The organism is Candidatus Benthicola sp., assembly GCF_058719085.1.
The window spans coordinates 1-15,344 of record NZ_JBZQEK010000028.1; the positions used below are offsets into that span (position 1 = coordinate 1).

The window sequence follows — 15,344 nt, forward strand, 5'->3', positions numbered from 1 at the left end:
CGGACACGCCCATCGGGCTGGATCTCGACGAGATCGTCCGTCTGATCCGGGACGCGGGAAAGACGCCGGTCGAGAGGGATTCTCTCTACCGGCCGGTCGGCGATCCGGTGGCGGCATGACTTCGGGATCCGGCGTGACCTCGGCCGACCTCGCCCCGGTGGACCTCCGGGAGCTGAGGGAATTCGAGGAGCTGTATCGACTTCCGCTGCTCGAGCTGGGAGCGCTGGCCCGTGACAGGGCCCGAGAGGCATGCCCCGAAGGCAAGATCTCGTACATCGTCGACCGGAACATCAACTACACGAACGTGTGCGTGACGGACTGCTCGTTCTGCGCGTTCTACCGGCGACCGGGGCACGAAGAAGGCTATGTTCTCTCGAACGAGGAGATCGGGGCGAAGATCGACGAGGCGAAGGCCATCGGGGCCGTCCAGATCCTGATGCAGGGCGGGCACAACCCGTATCTGAAGCTCGACTACTATACCGGTCTTCTGGAGCACATCAAGCGACACCATCCGATCCACGTGCACGGCTTCTCTGCCTCCGAGCTCGACATCATCGCCCGAGTCCACAAGCGGGACGTCGGCCCCGTGATCGCCGAGTTGAAGGCCGCGGGTCTCGACTCGGTGCCCGGGGCGGGGGCCGAGATTCTCGTCGACGCCGTGCGCGATCGCATCGCCAGGAAGAAGATCAGCACGGCCCGGTGGCTCGATATCCACCGGGCCGTGCACGAACAGGGGCTTCTGAGTTCGGCGACGATGATGTTCGGGGCGGGGGAGAGTCGCGAGGACCGGATCGAACACATGATCCGGGTTCGGGATCTGCAGCGCGAGACCGGAGGCTTCACCGCGTTCATTCCCTGGACGCTCCAGGCGGATGGGACCGGGATGGAGGGCGCGCCGGAGACCACGGCAGTGGAATACCTGAAGACCGTGGCGATCTCCCGGCTGGTCATCGACAATGTGCCGAACGTCCAGGTGAGTTACGTCACGCAGGGACCGAAGGTCGCACAGGTCGCTCTTCACTTCGGCTGCAACGACTTCGGGTCGCTGATGATGGAGGAGAACGTCGTTTCCGCAACGGGGACGGATTTTATCATGCCCCGTGCGACCCTCGTCCGCTTCATCGAGGACGCTGGCTTCGAAGCGGTTCCGAGGTATCAGGACTATACCCCGGTGAATGAGGAGCTCGACTGGTACTGCGGCTGCTCCGTGTGCTTGAACCGAAGGGGTCCATGATGGCGGGTCGTGTTCTGGTGATGATGGGGTCCGAGTCGGATCGACCCACCATGCAGAAGGGCGTGGACGTCCTCACCGAGGCGGGTGTGGACGTCGAAGTCGTCGTGAGCAGCGCACACAGGGAGCCGGTTCGCACCGCCGACATCGCCACTTCTGCCGAGTCGGAAGGGTTCTCCGTGGTCATCTGCGGTGCAGGTCTGTCTGCGGCGCTACCCGGAGTGGTCGCGGCCCATACCTCGCTCCCGGTGATCGGGGTCCCGATCTCGGCGGGCACACTTGGCGGGCTCGACGCACTCCTGTCGATCGCCCAGATGCCGCCCGGGGTGCCCGTGGCGGCCGTGGGCATCGACAATTCCCGCAACGCGGCGCACCTGGCGCTTCGTCTGCTCGGAGGCGGCAACGATTCCTGAGCCGGTCTCCAGCCCATAGGAGGGCGCTGTGCGCGTCGGCATCGGTTACGACTCTCACCGCTTCGATTCCGAGACGCCGCTCGTGCTCGGCGGTGTACGGATTCCCGACCATCCGGGCCTGGTGGGGCACTCCGATGGCGATGCGATCGCACACGCCATCATCGATGCACTTCTGGGCGCTTCCGGGCTCGGAAACATCGGCCAGCTCTTCCCCGACACCCGTCCCGAGTGGAGTGGAGCCGACTCCATGAGGCTCCTCGAAGCCGCGGTTCGGAAGATCGAGCAGAGCCGCTACCGGGTCGTGAACGTCGATGTCACCGTCGTCGCAGAGAGCCCGCGCATCGGACCGTGGGCGGCGGCGATGGCCGGGCGCGTGTCCGCTCACCTCGGGATCTCGGAGTCCTGCGTGTCGATCAAGGGCAAGTCGAACGAGACGATGGGGTGGATCGGCCGAGGCGAAGGATTGGCGGTGCTTGCCGTCGCGCTCCTCGACCGGATGGCGGACGGCGACGCTACGGCTGACTCGGTCCGCTCGTCCGGATAGCGGGAAGCGAATGCAGGAACAGCTCGAGGCGTTTCTTCAACTGGTGAGCGGAATCCCGGTCGAGACCGTCTACGTGCTCGTGGGCGTCGGGGCCGCGGTGGAGAACCTGTTTCCCCCGGTCCCATCGGACGTGGTCGTCGTCGCCGGGGGTCTTCTGGCGGACCGGGGCGTGCTCGATGCCTGGCTCGTCTTCATGATCGCGTGGGTCAGCAACCTGCTGCTCGCCCTCGGCGTCTACGTGGCCGCCAGACACTTCGGCGGAGGGATCTTCTCGACGCGTTGGGGTCGTTGGCTCCTCCGGCCTGCCCAGCTGGAGAGGATGTCGCTGTTCTACGAGGACTACGGCACGCTCACCATCCTCGTCAGCCGGTTCTTTCCGGTATTCCGGGTTCTCGTGCCCGCCTTCGCGGGGATCAGCAGGCTGGCCTTCTGGCGAACCGCCATCCCGCTGGCGCTCGCCTCGGCCCTGTGGTACGCGGTGCTCGTGTTCGCGGGGGTTCTCGCATCCCGGAACATCCCCCGGATCGTGAAGGCGCTGACGGCCGTCAACACGACGGGGGGACTGGTGGCGCTCCTCGTTGCCGTGGTGCTGGCTCTCCTGTGGGCGCGCTCGAGGCGGGAAGAGCAGGGTGAGGACGATGGGTGAGGAGCGGGCGTCGTCCGGGCGTTCGGAACCGATCGCCAAAGACCTGCCCGCCTTCCATCTGGAGCCGTTCTCGGACTACCTGCTCTACGAGCGGGGTCTGGCCCGAACCACCGCCCGAGCGTACCTGAGCGACTGCCGCTTTCTCATCCGGCACCTCGTGGCTCGCGCGGTGCGTGACCCGGAGGATGTGTCGTACGCGGACTTGAGATCGTTCCTGGCCTCACGTGCCGAGGCCGGGCTCGCCCCGAGGACGATCGCGCGGGGCCGGTCCGCTCTCAGGACCTACTTCGGCTTCCTGGTCGCCGAGGGTATCCTGACGGAAGATCCGACGGAGCGACTCGAGGCCCCCAGGGTGCCGCGCGTGCTTCCCGGCGTTCTCTCGTACCGGGAAATCGAGGCGATCCTGGATACCGCGGCCTCCCTCCGTCCGGACGTGTACGCGAACGCGGACCGGGACACGGCGATCCTGGAGACGCTGTATGGCGCCGGTCTCCGCGTTTCCGAGCTGATCGGCCTGCGCGTCCGGGACCTGTCGCTGGACGAGGGCCTGATATCCGTGCACGGTAAAGGCGACCGGCATCGGATCGTGCCCCTCGGAGGTCGTGCGGTCCGGGTGCTGCGGCGATACCTTCGAGGGCGACGCTCCGAGCTGGACCGCGGCCAGTCCGGAGGAGCGGTCTTCCTGAACCAGCATGGACGTCCCCTCAGCCGCATGGGGGCATGGAAGATCGTCCGCAAGCACGTCCGAAACGCCGGGGTAGACCGCGACGTCACGCCCCACACGTTCCGGCACAGCTTCGCCACGCACCTGCTGGAGGGCGGGGCCGATCTGGTCGCGGTGCAGGAAATGCTCGGTCACGCGGACATTTCGACGACGCAGATCTATACCCATGTGGACCGCCGATACCTTCAGGAAGAGCATCGCCGACACCATCCCCGGGGCTGATCCCCGGTGAGTGCGGTATCCCGTGTGCTCCACCTGTCCCGCAATCGACAGGCCGTCCGCAGATTCGCCGACCGGCCGATTCCGACCGAGATTCTCGGTCGTATCCTCGACTGCGCCCGGCACGCGCCCTCGGCGAGGGAGGATCAGCCCTGGCGCTTCGTCGTGGTCCAGGACGCGTTGAAGCGGCACCGGCTCGCCCGGGCCGTCTTTCAAGGAGATCTCATTCGGACGGCGCCGGTGCTGATCGTGGGCTGTGCCCGTATACACTCGAACATCGCGGGAAGCGGTCGGCCGAGTCACCCGATGGATCTGGCGGCGGCGACGGAGGCCATGACTCTCGGAGCGGCCGACATGAGTCTCGCGACCGCCTGGATCACCGGCTTCCGGGAGAGCGAGGTGCGAGACATTCTGGAGATTCCGGATGACGTGCCGGTGATCACACTGCTGGCCCTCGGCTATCCCGATGGATACCGCTCCCTCCCCTCGAGACGGCCGGAAAGCGTGACGATCGCCTGGGATCGCTGGGGCGATACGGGCGCCGGAGGTTTGCCATGATTCCATGGATCGGGAGACCTCGCGTGGGGCGTTCGGCTGCGGGTTGGATCGTGGTTCTGCTCCTGTGCACGCCGGGCGCCGTAGCCGGTCAGGCAATCCGCTTCCAGCCCCGGTCGTCCAGCGTGCTCGATTCACGACTCTCGGACTTCCTGGCACAGGGACCGGCCGCGACCTGGGTTCGCGACACGGTCGTGTCCTCCGAAGCCGTCGTGTCCGGGGGGCTGCTCGTGCTTTCGGCACAGGTGCGGCTTTCCGGCAGGGTGGACGGGGACATCTTCGTGGTCGACGGGGATCTCTTTCTCCGTCCCGGCGCCGTCGTCACCGGAGACGTCGTCGTGCTCGGCGGAGGCTATTACGGCTCCGGAATGGCCACCGTGGGAGGGGAGACGCTCTGGAAGCCTGCCGAGCGGTACACGGTGGTACCGGACGGCGGCGGCTTCGACATCCGGCCGATCGAGAAGCTGCCCGAGGTGGTGGATTTGCACGGGCTCTACGGCTTCGAGGCGCCCACGTACCAGAGGGTGGACGCTCTGACCGTGGCCTGGGGCCTCACGCTTACCGCGGCGCGCTGGGCCTGGCGTCCCAGCCTCGAGCTCGTCGGCAGGTACCGGTCGGGGCAGGGTGAGTTCGAGGGTACGGTGCGGCAGTTCTGGCACCCGGGCCCGGTGGAGTTCGGTTTCGAGGCCGGACGGTCGACGAGGACGCAGGAGCGCTGGACGCGCGCTCCCGTGTCGAACTCGCTCTCCTTCTTCTTCCTCGGAGATGATTTCAGGAACTACTACGGAACGGATCACGCCGCGCTGGTCGTCCGGGGGGGAGAGGGGCGATGGTGGACTCCGGAGGTCCGCATCGAATGGGAGGACGCGTGGAGCCGCCTGGCTGGAGATCCGTTCACGATCTTCGGCCCGGAAGAGATCCGACCCAATCCGGCCATCGACGACGGGGACGACTGGAGTATCGCTCTGTCCGTCGACTTCGATCGCGAGACCGGCCAAAAGGGCCGGCTCTCCGGCCGGGTGCGGGTGCAGGGGGCGGACTCGTCGGTGGCCGGAAACTTCTCGTATCTGCTCGGTGAGCTGCAGGCGCGGTGGAAGACGCCCGGTTTCGCGTCGCACGAAGTCGACCTGTATGCGCTCCTTCGGGGAGACCTGGCGGGTTCCCTGCCCGGACAGAGGTGGACGGGATTCGGGGGCCGGGCCACCCTTCCGACGTTCGACATCCTGGAGTTCAGGGGACCTCGTGTCGCGTACGGCCAGGTCGGCTATACGGTTCCGATCGGCGTTCTGGAAGCTGGAGGGCTGGGTTCTCCCGGCGTCTTCGGGCGCGTCGGTACCGGCGCGGCATGGGACGAGGAGCAGTCGGCGGATTGGAAGGTGAACCTGGTGGCCGGACTCCGGTTCTGGATCCTCGAGGGCGGCGTGGCGTTCGACCCGAGCGGGGATACGGATGCCACGATCTATGCGATCTTCCGGTTTCCGGGGGATCTCTGAGCGGCCCTTTGACAGTGCCTTCTGGCACAAATTAGTTTACGGAGCGTGAATTGGCCGCCGTCACGCATCCGATCCCGGCCCCTGCGGGCCGCCTTTGCTTTCGGGCGCAGACCGAGCGTCAACTCTTCTCTGACATCCATGTGCCCCCGTCTGCGGCGTGATCCGCCGAGCGGGTGCGGTACGTCGCCGAAAGTGAGAGCCGATGCCTGAGACTCCAGCGGGGAACACGAAGTACATCTTCGTCACGGGGGGCGTCGTATCGTCCCTCGGCAAAGGGATCGCGGCGGCCTCGATCGGCCGCCTTCTGGTGGAACGCGGTCTCGCTGTGACCATTCAGAAGTTCGATCCTTATATCAACGTGGACCCGGGAACGATGTCACCGTTCCAGCACGGAGAGGTCTACGTGACGGATGACGGCGCCGAGACCGACCTGGATCTCGGCCACTACGAGCGGTTCATCAACGAGTCTCTCTCCCAGGCGAACAACGTCACCACCGGCCGCATCTACCAGAACATCATCACCAAGGAACGACGCGGGGACTTTCTGGGGGCGACCGTTCAGGTGATTCCGCACGTGACGGACGAGATCAAGTCCTACATTCAGATGCTCGCCCCCGAGCACGATGTGGTCATCACCGAAGTCGGGGGAACGGTAGGTGACATCGAGTCGCTGCCGTTTCTGGAGGCCATCCGCCAGTTCCGGCAGGACGTGGGGTGGAAGAACACGGTCCTCATCCACCTCACGCTCGTCCCGTTCATCGCGGCCGCCGGAGAGCTGAAGACGAAGCCGACTCAGCACTCGGTGCGCGAGCTGATGGAGATCGGCCTCCAGCCGGACATCCTCGTCTGTCGCACGGAGTGGCCGCTGCCGGAGGACGTGCGGCGCAAGGTAGCTCGATTCTGCAACGTCGACATTCGCGACGTGATCGAAAGCCGGGACATGGACACGATCTACGAGGTGCCGCTGCGGTTCCGGGAGCAGCGCCTCGACGAGAGGATCGTGGAGCACCTGGGGATGGAGACCGCCGCTCCGGACCTGACGGACTGGGAGACGATGGTCGATCGGATCAAGCAGCCCGGAAACGGTGAGGTCCGGGTAGCCGTGGTGGGCAAGTACACCTCGCTGGTGGACTCTTACAAGTCGATCCAGGAGGCTCTGGTACACGGAGGGATCGCCAACGATGTCTCGGTACGCATCGACTGGCTGTCATCGGAGGCGATCGATGCCCAGGGTACCGATGCGCTCGCCCCGTACGATGCGGTCCTGATTCCCGGAGGGTTCGGACAACGGGGCGTCGAGGGCATGGTGGACACGGTGCGGTATCTCAGGGAGGAAGGCGTTCCGTTCTTTGGCATCTGCCTGGGTCTCCAGTGTGCGATCATCGAGACCGCCCGAAACCTGTGCGATCTCGAGGGGGCGGACTCGGCGGAGTTCGAGCCGGAGACCCCGCATCCCGTGATCTCTCTGCTGGATTCTCAGCTCAAGGTCACGATGAAGGGGGGAACGATGCGGCTCGGCGCCTATCCGGCGCACCTCGTCGAGGGCTCGCGTGTACGGGAGCTGTATGGGGTCGAGGAGATCGCCGAGCGCCACCGACATCGGTACGAAGTGAACAACGAGTACCGTGAGGCGCTGGCCTCCGGCGGGCTCACGTTCAGCGGGCTCTCTCCCGGCGGAGGTCTGGTGGAGATCATCGAGCGATCGGACCATCCCTTTTTCGTGGCCACGCAGTTTCATCCGGAGCTCAAGTCTCGGCCCACCCGTGCGCACCCGCTGTTCGCGGCCTTCATCGCGGCGGCCGCTGCGCACCGCGACGCGGAAGCCGGGGTCGACCGGGAAGCCGACTGGGCCGCGGCTGGTCAGAAATGACGCTCTTCGACACGGGGGGTCGGTTCCTTCTCATCGCCGGGCCGTGCGTGCTCGAGGACGATGCGCTCAATCTGGAGGTTGCCGAGCATGTGCGGGACGTCGCGGATCGACTCGGTGTGAAGGCGATCTTCAAGGCTTCCTTCGACAAGGCGAATCGGACGAGCATCGAGTCCGCGCGCGGCCCCGGGCTCGAATCAGGCCTCGAGCGGCTCGACCGGGTGCGATCGGCCACCGGGCTCCCGGTGCTCACCGATGTTCACGAGGCAGCCCAGGCCGAGATCGTCTCCGGCGTGGTGGATGCGCTTCAAATACCCGCGTTCCTCTGCCGTCAGACCGATCTGCTGACGGCCGCCGGCCGGACCGGACTGCCGGTGAACATCAAGAAGGGCCAGTGGCTGGCACCGGAGGAGATGCGACACCCCGTCGAGAAGGTCCGGAGCGCCGGCTCGGGCGGCGTGTGCGTCACGGAGAGGGGCACCGCCTTCGGGTACGGACGGTGGATCGTGGACATGCGGAGCTTCGCCCTCATGCGGGAGGCCTGCCGTTGCCCGGCGCTGTTCGATGCCACGCACTCGGTTCAGCTTCCCGGGGGCGGCGCCGGAGGATCCGCCAGCGGTGGCGAGCCGCGCTGGATCGGGACCCTGGCCCGCGCGGCGGTGGCCGCGGGCGCCGACGGTGTGTTCGTCGAGACGCACCCGGAGCCGCGACGCGCGCCATCCGACGGCGCGAACATGCTTCCGCTCGCGAGACTGGAGCCCCTGGTGGCCGATCTGCTGGCAATCTGGGCGGCGGCCAGGGACGTTCCCGGCCAGGCGCCCTCGTGATCCGGTGAACACCCTGGCGGCGGAACGGGCGGCCGGCGTCCGGGTCGTGCTCCTCGATGTCGATGGAGTGATGACCGACGGCGGCCTCTACCTGTCTTCGACGGAGTCCGGTATCGGCGAGGGCCGGCGATTCGACGTACACGACGGGATGGGCGTCTACATGCTCCACAGAGCGGGGATCCGGACCGCAGTGGTGTCGAGCAAGGTGTCGGCCGCCGTCCGCGCGAGGATGGAGGCGTTGAAGATCGAGGAGATTCACCAGGTGTCGGCGTTCGACAAGCTCGTGGCCGTGGAGGGCGTCCTCGGCAGAGCGGGAGCGGATTGGTCCGAGGCGGCGTTCCTGGCTGACGATCTGGCGGATCTTCCCGTGCTCCGGAAGGTAGGGTTACCGGCTGCGGTGTCGAACGCCGTTCCCGAGGTCAAGAGCGCTTCGCTTTGGGTCGGTTCGAGGAGAGGCGGAGCCGGAGCGGTTCGGGAGTTCGTCGAAGCGCTGCTCCGCGCCAGGGGTGAATGGGATGAGCTGGTCGAGGCCTACGTCGCCGAGTGCGTCGAGCGCTGGAGGGCGGCCGTTGAGTGAAGAGCAGCCCGGTCCGGAGACCAATGCCCGGATCGTGGCCCGCGGACGCGAAGTGCTGCGGATCGAGAGCGAGAGCGTGGCTGCCCTCGCGGAGCGGCTCGGGGACGAGTTCGCCTCCGCGGTCCGCCTCGTCGATTCCACTCCGGGCCGTGTCGTGCTCACCGGAATCGGAAAGTCCGGCATCGTGGCGCGCAAGCTGGCTTCGACCTTCTCTTCGACGGGAACCCCGGCCATCTTTCTCCACCCGGTCGAGGCCGCGCACGGTGACGTGGGGATGCTCGTCCGGGGCGATCTGCTGCTGGCCATCTCGAAGAGCGGCGAGTCGAACGAGCTCGAGAGTCTGCTGCCCGTCATCCGACGTCTCGATATCCCGGTGGTCGCCCTGACGGCGGAGCCCGGGTCCTTCCTCGGCCGACACGCCAACATCGTGCTCGACGTGGGGGTCCCGGTGGAGGCGTGTCCCCACGATCTCGCTCCGACGGCCAGCAGCACCGCGGCGCTGGCCCTCGGAGATGCTCTTGCCATGGCCGTCTCGGAACTGCGAGGCTTCGGCCCCGAAGACTTCGCCCGTCTCCACCCCGGTGGCGACCTCGGGCGCCGTTTGACGCTCTCCGTGCGTGACGTGATGGTCGTCGGAGAGGACCGCGTTCCGCACCTCGGTCCCGATGCAGACCTCGGGGCGGCGATGCACGAGATCGCGCACCGGCAGGGAACGGTACCGGTCCTGGACGCGGGAGGATGCCTGATCGGGATCATTACCGCCGGAGACCTGACTCGATACGCCGACGTTCACCCGGAGTTTCTCTCCCGTTCCGTGGCGGAGGCGATGAATCGGAACCCGAAGTGGATCGGCCCCGACGAGCTCGCCATCGACGCCCTCGCCCGCATCCAGGACCATGAGATCATGGCGATGCCCGTGGTCGATCCGGACAGGCGGCTGCTGGGAATGATTCACCTGCACGACCTGCTGCAGGCGAGGCTCGGGTGAACGGGCTCCGTGCGTGCGGCGGCCGGTGGACATCGAGAGCCGGCCGGATCGGGGTCATGGTCGGCCTCGCCCTCCTGGCCGGGTGCGAGAAGGAGACGAACAAGCCGCTCGCCTCGGACACCCTGCTCGGCCTCGAGGCCGACCAGGTGCTCGTCGGGGTAGAGATGAATCTGACCCGCGACGGCGTCCGAAGCGCCGTGCTTCGCTCTGACACCGCGTTCAGCTACCAGGACGAAGGAACGCTGAGGCTCCGCAACCTGGAGATCACCTTCTTCGGGGACACCGGTCTCGAGGAAGGCGTGCTCACCGGGCAGGAGGGTGAGTACTCCTTCGAGAGCGGGGACGTGGACGTTCGGGGAGACGTGAGAGTCACCGAGGCGGTGGGCTCGAAGCGTCTCGAGACGGAGCGGCTCCGGTACTCGGCGGAGGCGGATTCGTTGTACGGTGACACGGCGTTCGTTCTCTACCGTCCCGGTATCGAGATGCGGGGCACCCGCTTCGTCAGCGACTCGCGACTCGAAAACGTGGAGAGCGCGCAGCCGAGCTTCGTTTCGCGGAGCGACCCCGGCGAGGTCGAGGCCGCGGGCCCGGAGGGGACGGATCCGGCCGTGGCGCGTGATTCCGCTCCATGATCGAGCCGCTCTTCCGGCGTTCCCGGCGGGGGAGCCGGGTCGGTACGCGCGGCCTCGCCATGGGGGCGTCGGCGATTCTGGTCGCCTCCGGATCCGCGCCGGCACAGCGGAGCCCGAGCTGCCAGTTGCAGGTACGGGTCGTCGCCGAGGCGGGAAGCACGGAGCAGCCGCGCAGCAACATGATCGCGATCCCCGGCGTGGAGGGTCGGTACGCCATGCACCTCGGAGGCGGACTCGTGCTCGGCCGGTGTGGTGATGCGACGATGACCGGCGACAGCGCGGTTCACCTCGAGCACCTTGCCGAAGCACGGATGATCGGGTCGGTGCGCTACCGGGACACCACGCGGGTGCTGGATGCCGACACGGTGACCTACTTCGGCCTTTCCGACCGGGTCGTGGCCGTCGGAGATGTGCGCCTCGAGAGGTTGGCGTCCGGCGCCACTCTCGAGGGCCCTCGCGTCGATTTCCTCAGAACGCCGATGCGGGGAAGCCGGACTCTGGCTACCGGCAGGCCCAGGATGACCATACCCACCGGAGGCCCCGGCACCGAGCCTTTCGTCGTGGACTCCGACGAGGCGGAGTTCCAGGGAGAGGAGCGAGCTCTGGCCAGAGGGGCGGTCGAGATCCGGCGATCCGATCTGGACGCGACCGCGGACAGCGCGCGCTTCGACGCGGGTGGCCTCGGGGTCCTGTACGGTCGTCCGGTCATCCGGGGAGAGAGTTTCCAGCTCACCGGGGACAGCGTCCGGGCTCGATTCGAGAATGACGAGTTGCGGGAAGTGCGATCGTTCGGTGACGCCTCCGCCAGCGGAGAGGACTTCGAACTGCAGTCCGATGCCGTCACGGCCGAGATTCGGGACGGAGAGGTGGAGCGGCTCTGGGCGTTCGGTGAGGGCCGTTCGATCGCCGCGTCGGGTCGATTTCAGCTGGCCGGGGACTCGATCGAGTTCTCGCTGACGGCCGGACGAATCGACTCGATCGCCGCGGTGGGCCAGGCCGTTTCCGCCGAGACGGGTGACTTCGTTCCCGGGGAGACGCTCGCCGAGCCTACGCTCGGTCTGGATCCGGGATCCAACTGGCTCACCGGTGACACCATCCGAGCCTACTTCATCGTCCTGCCCACCGACCCGCTCGAACTGGAGTCACCGTCGGACCCGGCACCGGATCGGCTCATGGCGCTGGGAAGCGCAAGGTCGTTCTACGCCTCGGTTCGCGACTCGGCCCGCTCGGAGGCGCCCTCTCGCAACTATCTGCTCGGCACTCGAATCGAAGTGCGGTTCGAAGACGGCGAGCCTGCCGACGTGATGGCACGGGACGCGATCGGCATCTACCTGGAGCCCGAGGGGGAAGGGGGGGACCGGTGAGCGAACCCAGCGTTCTGCGGGCCGAGGGGCTCGTGAAGACCTTCGGGAAGCGTCGGGTGGTGGACGGGGTGGATCTGCACGTCCGGCAGGGAGAAATCGTGGGGCTGCTGGGTCCGAACGGGGCGGGAAAGACGACCACGTTCTACATGATCGTCGGCCTGCTGAGCGCCAATGCCGGTCGTGTCTATCTGGATGAGGAGGAGCTGACGCGGGTGCCGATGTACCGGCGGGCCCGCGCCGGAATCGGCTATCTCTCTCAGGAGCCGTCGATCTTCCGGCGGCTCACGGTCGAGCAGAACGTGATGGCGATCCTGCAGACCCTGGATCTCAGCCGGTCGGAGCGCAACGCACGCCTCGATCAGCTCCTGGGGGAGCTCTCCATCGGACATCTGCGCAAGAGCAAGGCGGACTCCTTGTCGGGGGGCGAGCGCCGCCGGTTGGAGATCACGCGCGCGCTGGTGACCAAGCCGAAATTCATGCTGTTGGACGAGCCGTTTGCCGGAGTGGATCCGATCGCGGTGGACGACATTCAGCGCATCGTGGCCGAGTTGCGGGAGCGTGGCCTGGGAGTGCTGATCACCGATCACAACGTACGAGAGACCCTGTCGATCACGGATCGCGCCTACCTGATGTTTAACGGCCGGATTCACATCGAAGGCCCCGCCCAAACTCTCGTGGAGGACCCCGAGGCCCGCAAGATGTATCTGGGGCTAGACTTCGAGCTCTGATCCGCGCTCTTCGCCTCCCCGGGCGGCTCGAACGCTGCAAGGGGTGTGCCGTACCTCCGCCGTACACTATCTTACAGGCGTCAGGCGGCCTGCGGGGCGCACGTTGAATCAAGCGGAGTGATCGGGCAGCAAATGGCCAACTTCAGGCGAGGGCTCACTCAGAGCCTCGGCATGCGGCAGGAACTCAAGATCAATCCACGCCTGTATCAGGCGATGGATCTTCTCTACATGCCGTTGCTTGACCTGCAGGCTCACCTCAAGCAGGAGGTCCTGGCGAATCCGTTCCTCGAGTTCACCGAGTTGGCGGACGATGATGTACCCGAGGAGAAGCAGGAGGAAGAGGAGGACGAAGACGAGATCGACTGGGAGGAGATCCTCCTGAACGGGTTCGATGCGGGAGGCCGGAGAAGCCAGTTCGAGGACAAGGAACACTTCATGCCGACTCCGGCGGCGCCGCCGGACCTGTGGGAGCACCTGAGGGAACAGCTGAACCTGCTGAAGCTTTCGGATCGCAAGCGGGCCCTCGGCGAGGAGATCATCGGCAACATTGACCGTGAGGGGCTGCTCGCCTGCAGCCTCGAGGAGGTCGTCGAGGCTGCGAACGCCTGGCTGTCCGAGAGCGAGCCCGAGCTGTGGGCGGAAATGGAGCCCTTTACCCTGGAGGAAGCCGAGCAGGTTCTCGCCATCATCCAGGGCTTCTATCCCTCCGGTGTGGGCGCGCGGGACCTTCGCGAGACGCTTCTGATCCAGCTGCGGGACCGCGGAGAGGAGGACACCCTCGGCTTCCGTCTCGTCCACGACCACTTCGACCAGCTGGTGAATCACCGGTGGAGCGAGCTCTCGAAGGAGCACGGGATCTCGCCCCGCGACGTACAGAGCGCGGCCGACGCGATATCGAAGCTCGACCCGAAGCCGGGTCTGAAGTACGCCGACATGAGCGACAACTACGTCGTTCCCGACCTCGTCGTCGAGAAGGTGGACGGGGAGTACTTCGTATTCCACAACGATTCGTCGCTGCCGCGACTCAAGCTGTCACGCTCCTATCGGGAGGTGGCCCAGGACCGGAATCAGTTCAAGGGCGAGAACAAGGCCTTCATTTCCAAGAAGCTCAACAGCGCCCAGTGGATGATTCAGGCCATCGAGCAGCGGCGTCAGACGATGCTGAAGGTGATGAACTTCATCGTCGATCGGCAGCGCGAGTTCTTCGAAAAGGGAGTGGAGCACCTCCGCCCGCTCACCCTCCGGGAGGTGGCCGAGCATATCGACATGCACGAGTCCACGGTGTCCCGGGTGACCAACGACAAGTACGTGCAGTCGCCGCGAGGGGTTCTGCCGCTCAAGTTCTTCTTCTCCTCCGGGCTGTCGACCGACTACGGAGAGGACGTCTCGGCGCGCGGGATTCGTGCGCGGATTCAGAAGCTCGTGGCGGAAGAAGACGCCAAGAAGCCGCTGACCGATCAGGCCATCGTGGATGTGCTCAAGGGCGAGGGCGTACAGATCGCGAGGCGGACCGTAGCGAAGTACCGAGACCAGCTCGGAATCCTGTCAGCGAGGATGCGTAAGCGAGTATGACCGGGACCGGGGGTCCCTCGACCGACCCCAGCTCTCCGATCTTCCGACGTTTCGCGGTCATCGTGCCCGCCTTGAACGAGGCGGAGAACATGACCGATCTCTTCGGTGAGCTTGCCGGTACGTTCGACCGGTTTCACCTCGAGGGTCAGATCCTCCTCGTCGACGACGGGTCGACGGACGGAACGTTCGAAGCGGCGAAATCAGCCGCGAGGTCGGCGGGTCTCACCGACGCCACCCTGTTTCTGCAGCACCGGAGGAATCGCGGTAAGACGTCGGCGCTGGTGACGGCCGTGAGGGCGAGTGACGCGGAGGCCTTCGTGCTGTTCGACGCAGATCTTCAGCACTCGACGGATGAGATTCCGCGCTTCCTGGAGGCGCTCGACCGGGGACTGGACGTCGTCGCCGGGCGCAAGGTCGGAGAATACACGAAGAGGCTCGTGTCGGGCACCTACAACGCGCTGTCGAGAGCCGTGTTCCGGGTGCCGGTCCGGGACCTGAACTCCATGAAGGCGTTTCGGCGCGAGGTGGTCGAGCAGATCCACCTTCGGGAGGATTGGCACCGCTACCTCGTTGTTCTGGCGCACGATCGCGGATTTCGGATCGGCGAGATCGACATCGATCTGCACCCCCGGCGTCACGGAGACTCGAAGTACGCGGGGAAGGGCAGGGTGCTGGTCGGCCTGCTCGATCTCATATCGGTGTGGTTTCAGCTCGTGTTCAGCCGGAAGCCGATGCTCTTCTTCGGACTCACCGGGCTCGCCGTCGCCGGGCTCGGCGTGGTGGTCGGCCTCGTGGCTCTCTTCCTCCGGTTCGTCCTGGACACGGGATTCCGGCCCCTGCTCACGCTCGTCGTCTTCCTGGTTCTGCTGGGCGGTCTCCTCTTCGTCGCCGGACTGGTGTCCGAGCTGATCGCGGGGCTCCGCTCCGAGGTGGAAGAGCTGCGACGAGAGCTTCGAAGGTGATC

At 66.3% G+C, this 15,344-nt stretch carries 16 protein-coding genes; all 16 read left to right on the top strand.

All coding sequences use genetic code 11. The features are described 5' to 3' along the window. Positions 1-115 precede the first annotated feature (115 nt). The 16 genes from mqnC to AC36XV_RS02285 all read left to right on the top strand — a co-directional run bounded on the left by mqnC (position 116) and on the right by AC36XV_RS02285 (position 15,342). On the top strand, positions 116-1,234 hold the full coding sequence (gene mqnC, locus AC36XV_RS02210) for a cyclic dehypoxanthinyl futalosine synthase (protein WP_492202037.1): 1,119 nt from the start codon (positions 116-118) through the stop codon (positions 1,232-1,234). Beyond that, a complete protein-coding gene (gene purE, locus AC36XV_RS02215; protein ID WP_492202038.1) occupies positions 1,231-1,644 on the top strand; it encodes a 5-(carboxyamino)imidazole ribonucleotide mutase in 414 nt (137 codons plus the stop codon). Before mqnC ends, purE begins: the two co-directional genes overlap by 4 nt. Positions 1,645-1,672: 28 nt before the next feature. Next, on the top strand, positions 1,673-2,188 hold the full coding sequence (ispF, locus tag AC36XV_RS02220) for a 2-C-methyl-D-erythritol 2,4-cyclodiphosphate synthase (RefSeq protein WP_492202039.1): 516 nt from the start codon (positions 1,673-1,675) through the stop codon (positions 2,186-2,188). 10 nt (positions 2,189-2,198) lie between these two features. Further along, positions 2,199-2,834 carry a DedA family protein gene (locus AC36XV_RS02225; protein ID WP_492202040.1) on the top strand — a complete coding sequence of 212 codons (636 nt, stop codon included), beginning with the start codon at positions 2,199-2,201 and terminating at the stop codon, positions 2,832-2,834. Then, the gene (locus tag AC36XV_RS02230; RefSeq protein ID WP_492202096.1) at positions 2,827-3,780 is read left to right on the top strand and encodes a site-specific tyrosine recombinase; all 954 of its coding nucleotides are present in this window, start codon (positions 2,827-2,829) and stop codon (positions 3,778-3,780) included. Before AC36XV_RS02225 ends, AC36XV_RS02230 begins: the two co-directional genes overlap by 8 nt. A gap of 6 nt (positions 3,781-3,786) precedes the next feature. Next, positions 3,787-4,335 (top strand): nitroreductase family protein, encoded by a 549-nt coding sequence (locus tag AC36XV_RS02235; protein ID WP_492202041.1) that lies wholly within the window; start codon positions 3,787-3,789, stop codon positions 4,333-4,335. Continuing rightward, a complete protein-coding gene (locus AC36XV_RS02240; RefSeq protein WP_492202042.1) occupies positions 4,332-5,825 on the top strand; it encodes a bactofilin family protein in 1,494 nt (497 codons plus the stop codon). The genes AC36XV_RS02235 and AC36XV_RS02240 overlap by 4 nt, the downstream gene beginning before the upstream one ends. A 202-nt stretch (positions 5,826-6,027) precedes the next feature. Beyond that, positions 6,028-7,695, top strand: a complete 1,668-nt coding sequence (gene pyrG, locus AC36XV_RS02245; RefSeq protein WP_492202043.1) for a CTP synthase — start codon at positions 6,028-6,030, stop codon at positions 7,693-7,695. Beyond that, positions 7,692-8,519, top strand: a complete 828-nt coding sequence (gene kdsA / locus AC36XV_RS02250) for a 3-deoxy-8-phosphooctulonate synthase (RefSeq protein ID WP_492202044.1) — start codon at positions 7,692-7,694, stop codon at positions 8,517-8,519. The genes pyrG and kdsA overlap by 4 nt, the downstream gene beginning before the upstream one ends. A gap of 4 nt (positions 8,520-8,523) precedes the next feature. Further along, positions 8,524-9,096: a KdsC family phosphatase gene (locus tag AC36XV_RS02255; RefSeq protein WP_492202045.1), complete on the top strand. Its 573-nt coding sequence runs from the start codon at positions 8,524-8,526 to the stop codon at positions 9,094-9,096. Beyond that, positions 9,089-10,084 (top strand): KpsF/GutQ family sugar-phosphate isomerase, encoded by a 996-nt coding sequence (locus tag AC36XV_RS02260; protein WP_492202046.1) that lies wholly within the window; start codon positions 9,089-9,091, stop codon positions 10,082-10,084. The genes AC36XV_RS02255 and AC36XV_RS02260 overlap by 8 nt, the downstream gene beginning before the upstream one ends. Then, positions 10,081-10,716, top strand: a complete 636-nt coding sequence (gene lptC, locus AC36XV_RS02265) for an LPS export ABC transporter periplasmic protein LptC (RefSeq protein ID WP_492202047.1) — start codon at positions 10,081-10,083, stop codon at positions 10,714-10,716. Before AC36XV_RS02260 ends, lptC begins: the two co-directional genes overlap by 4 nt. Then, positions 10,713-12,080 (top strand): hypothetical protein, encoded by a 1,368-nt coding sequence (locus tag AC36XV_RS02270; protein ID WP_492202048.1) that lies wholly within the window; start codon positions 10,713-10,715, stop codon positions 12,078-12,080. The genes lptC and AC36XV_RS02270 overlap by 4 nt, the downstream gene beginning before the upstream one ends. Continuing rightward, entirely contained in the window at positions 12,077-12,808 is a 732-nt protein-coding gene (gene lptB, locus AC36XV_RS02275; RefSeq protein WP_492202049.1) for an LPS export ABC transporter ATP-binding protein, read from the top strand. Before AC36XV_RS02270 ends, lptB begins: the two co-directional genes overlap by 4 nt. Positions 12,809-12,940: 132 nt before the next feature. Beyond that, on the top strand, positions 12,941-14,380 hold the full coding sequence (gene rpoN / locus AC36XV_RS02280; RefSeq protein WP_492202050.1) for an RNA polymerase factor sigma-54: 1,440 nt from the start codon (positions 12,941-12,943) through the stop codon (positions 14,378-14,380). Further along, positions 14,377-15,342 carry a glycosyltransferase gene (locus tag AC36XV_RS02285; RefSeq protein ID WP_492202051.1) on the top strand — a complete coding sequence of 322 codons (966 nt, stop codon included), beginning with the start codon at positions 14,377-14,379 and terminating at the stop codon, positions 15,340-15,342. Before rpoN ends, AC36XV_RS02285 begins: the two co-directional genes overlap by 4 nt. Positions 15,343-15,344: the final 2 nt, after the last annotated feature.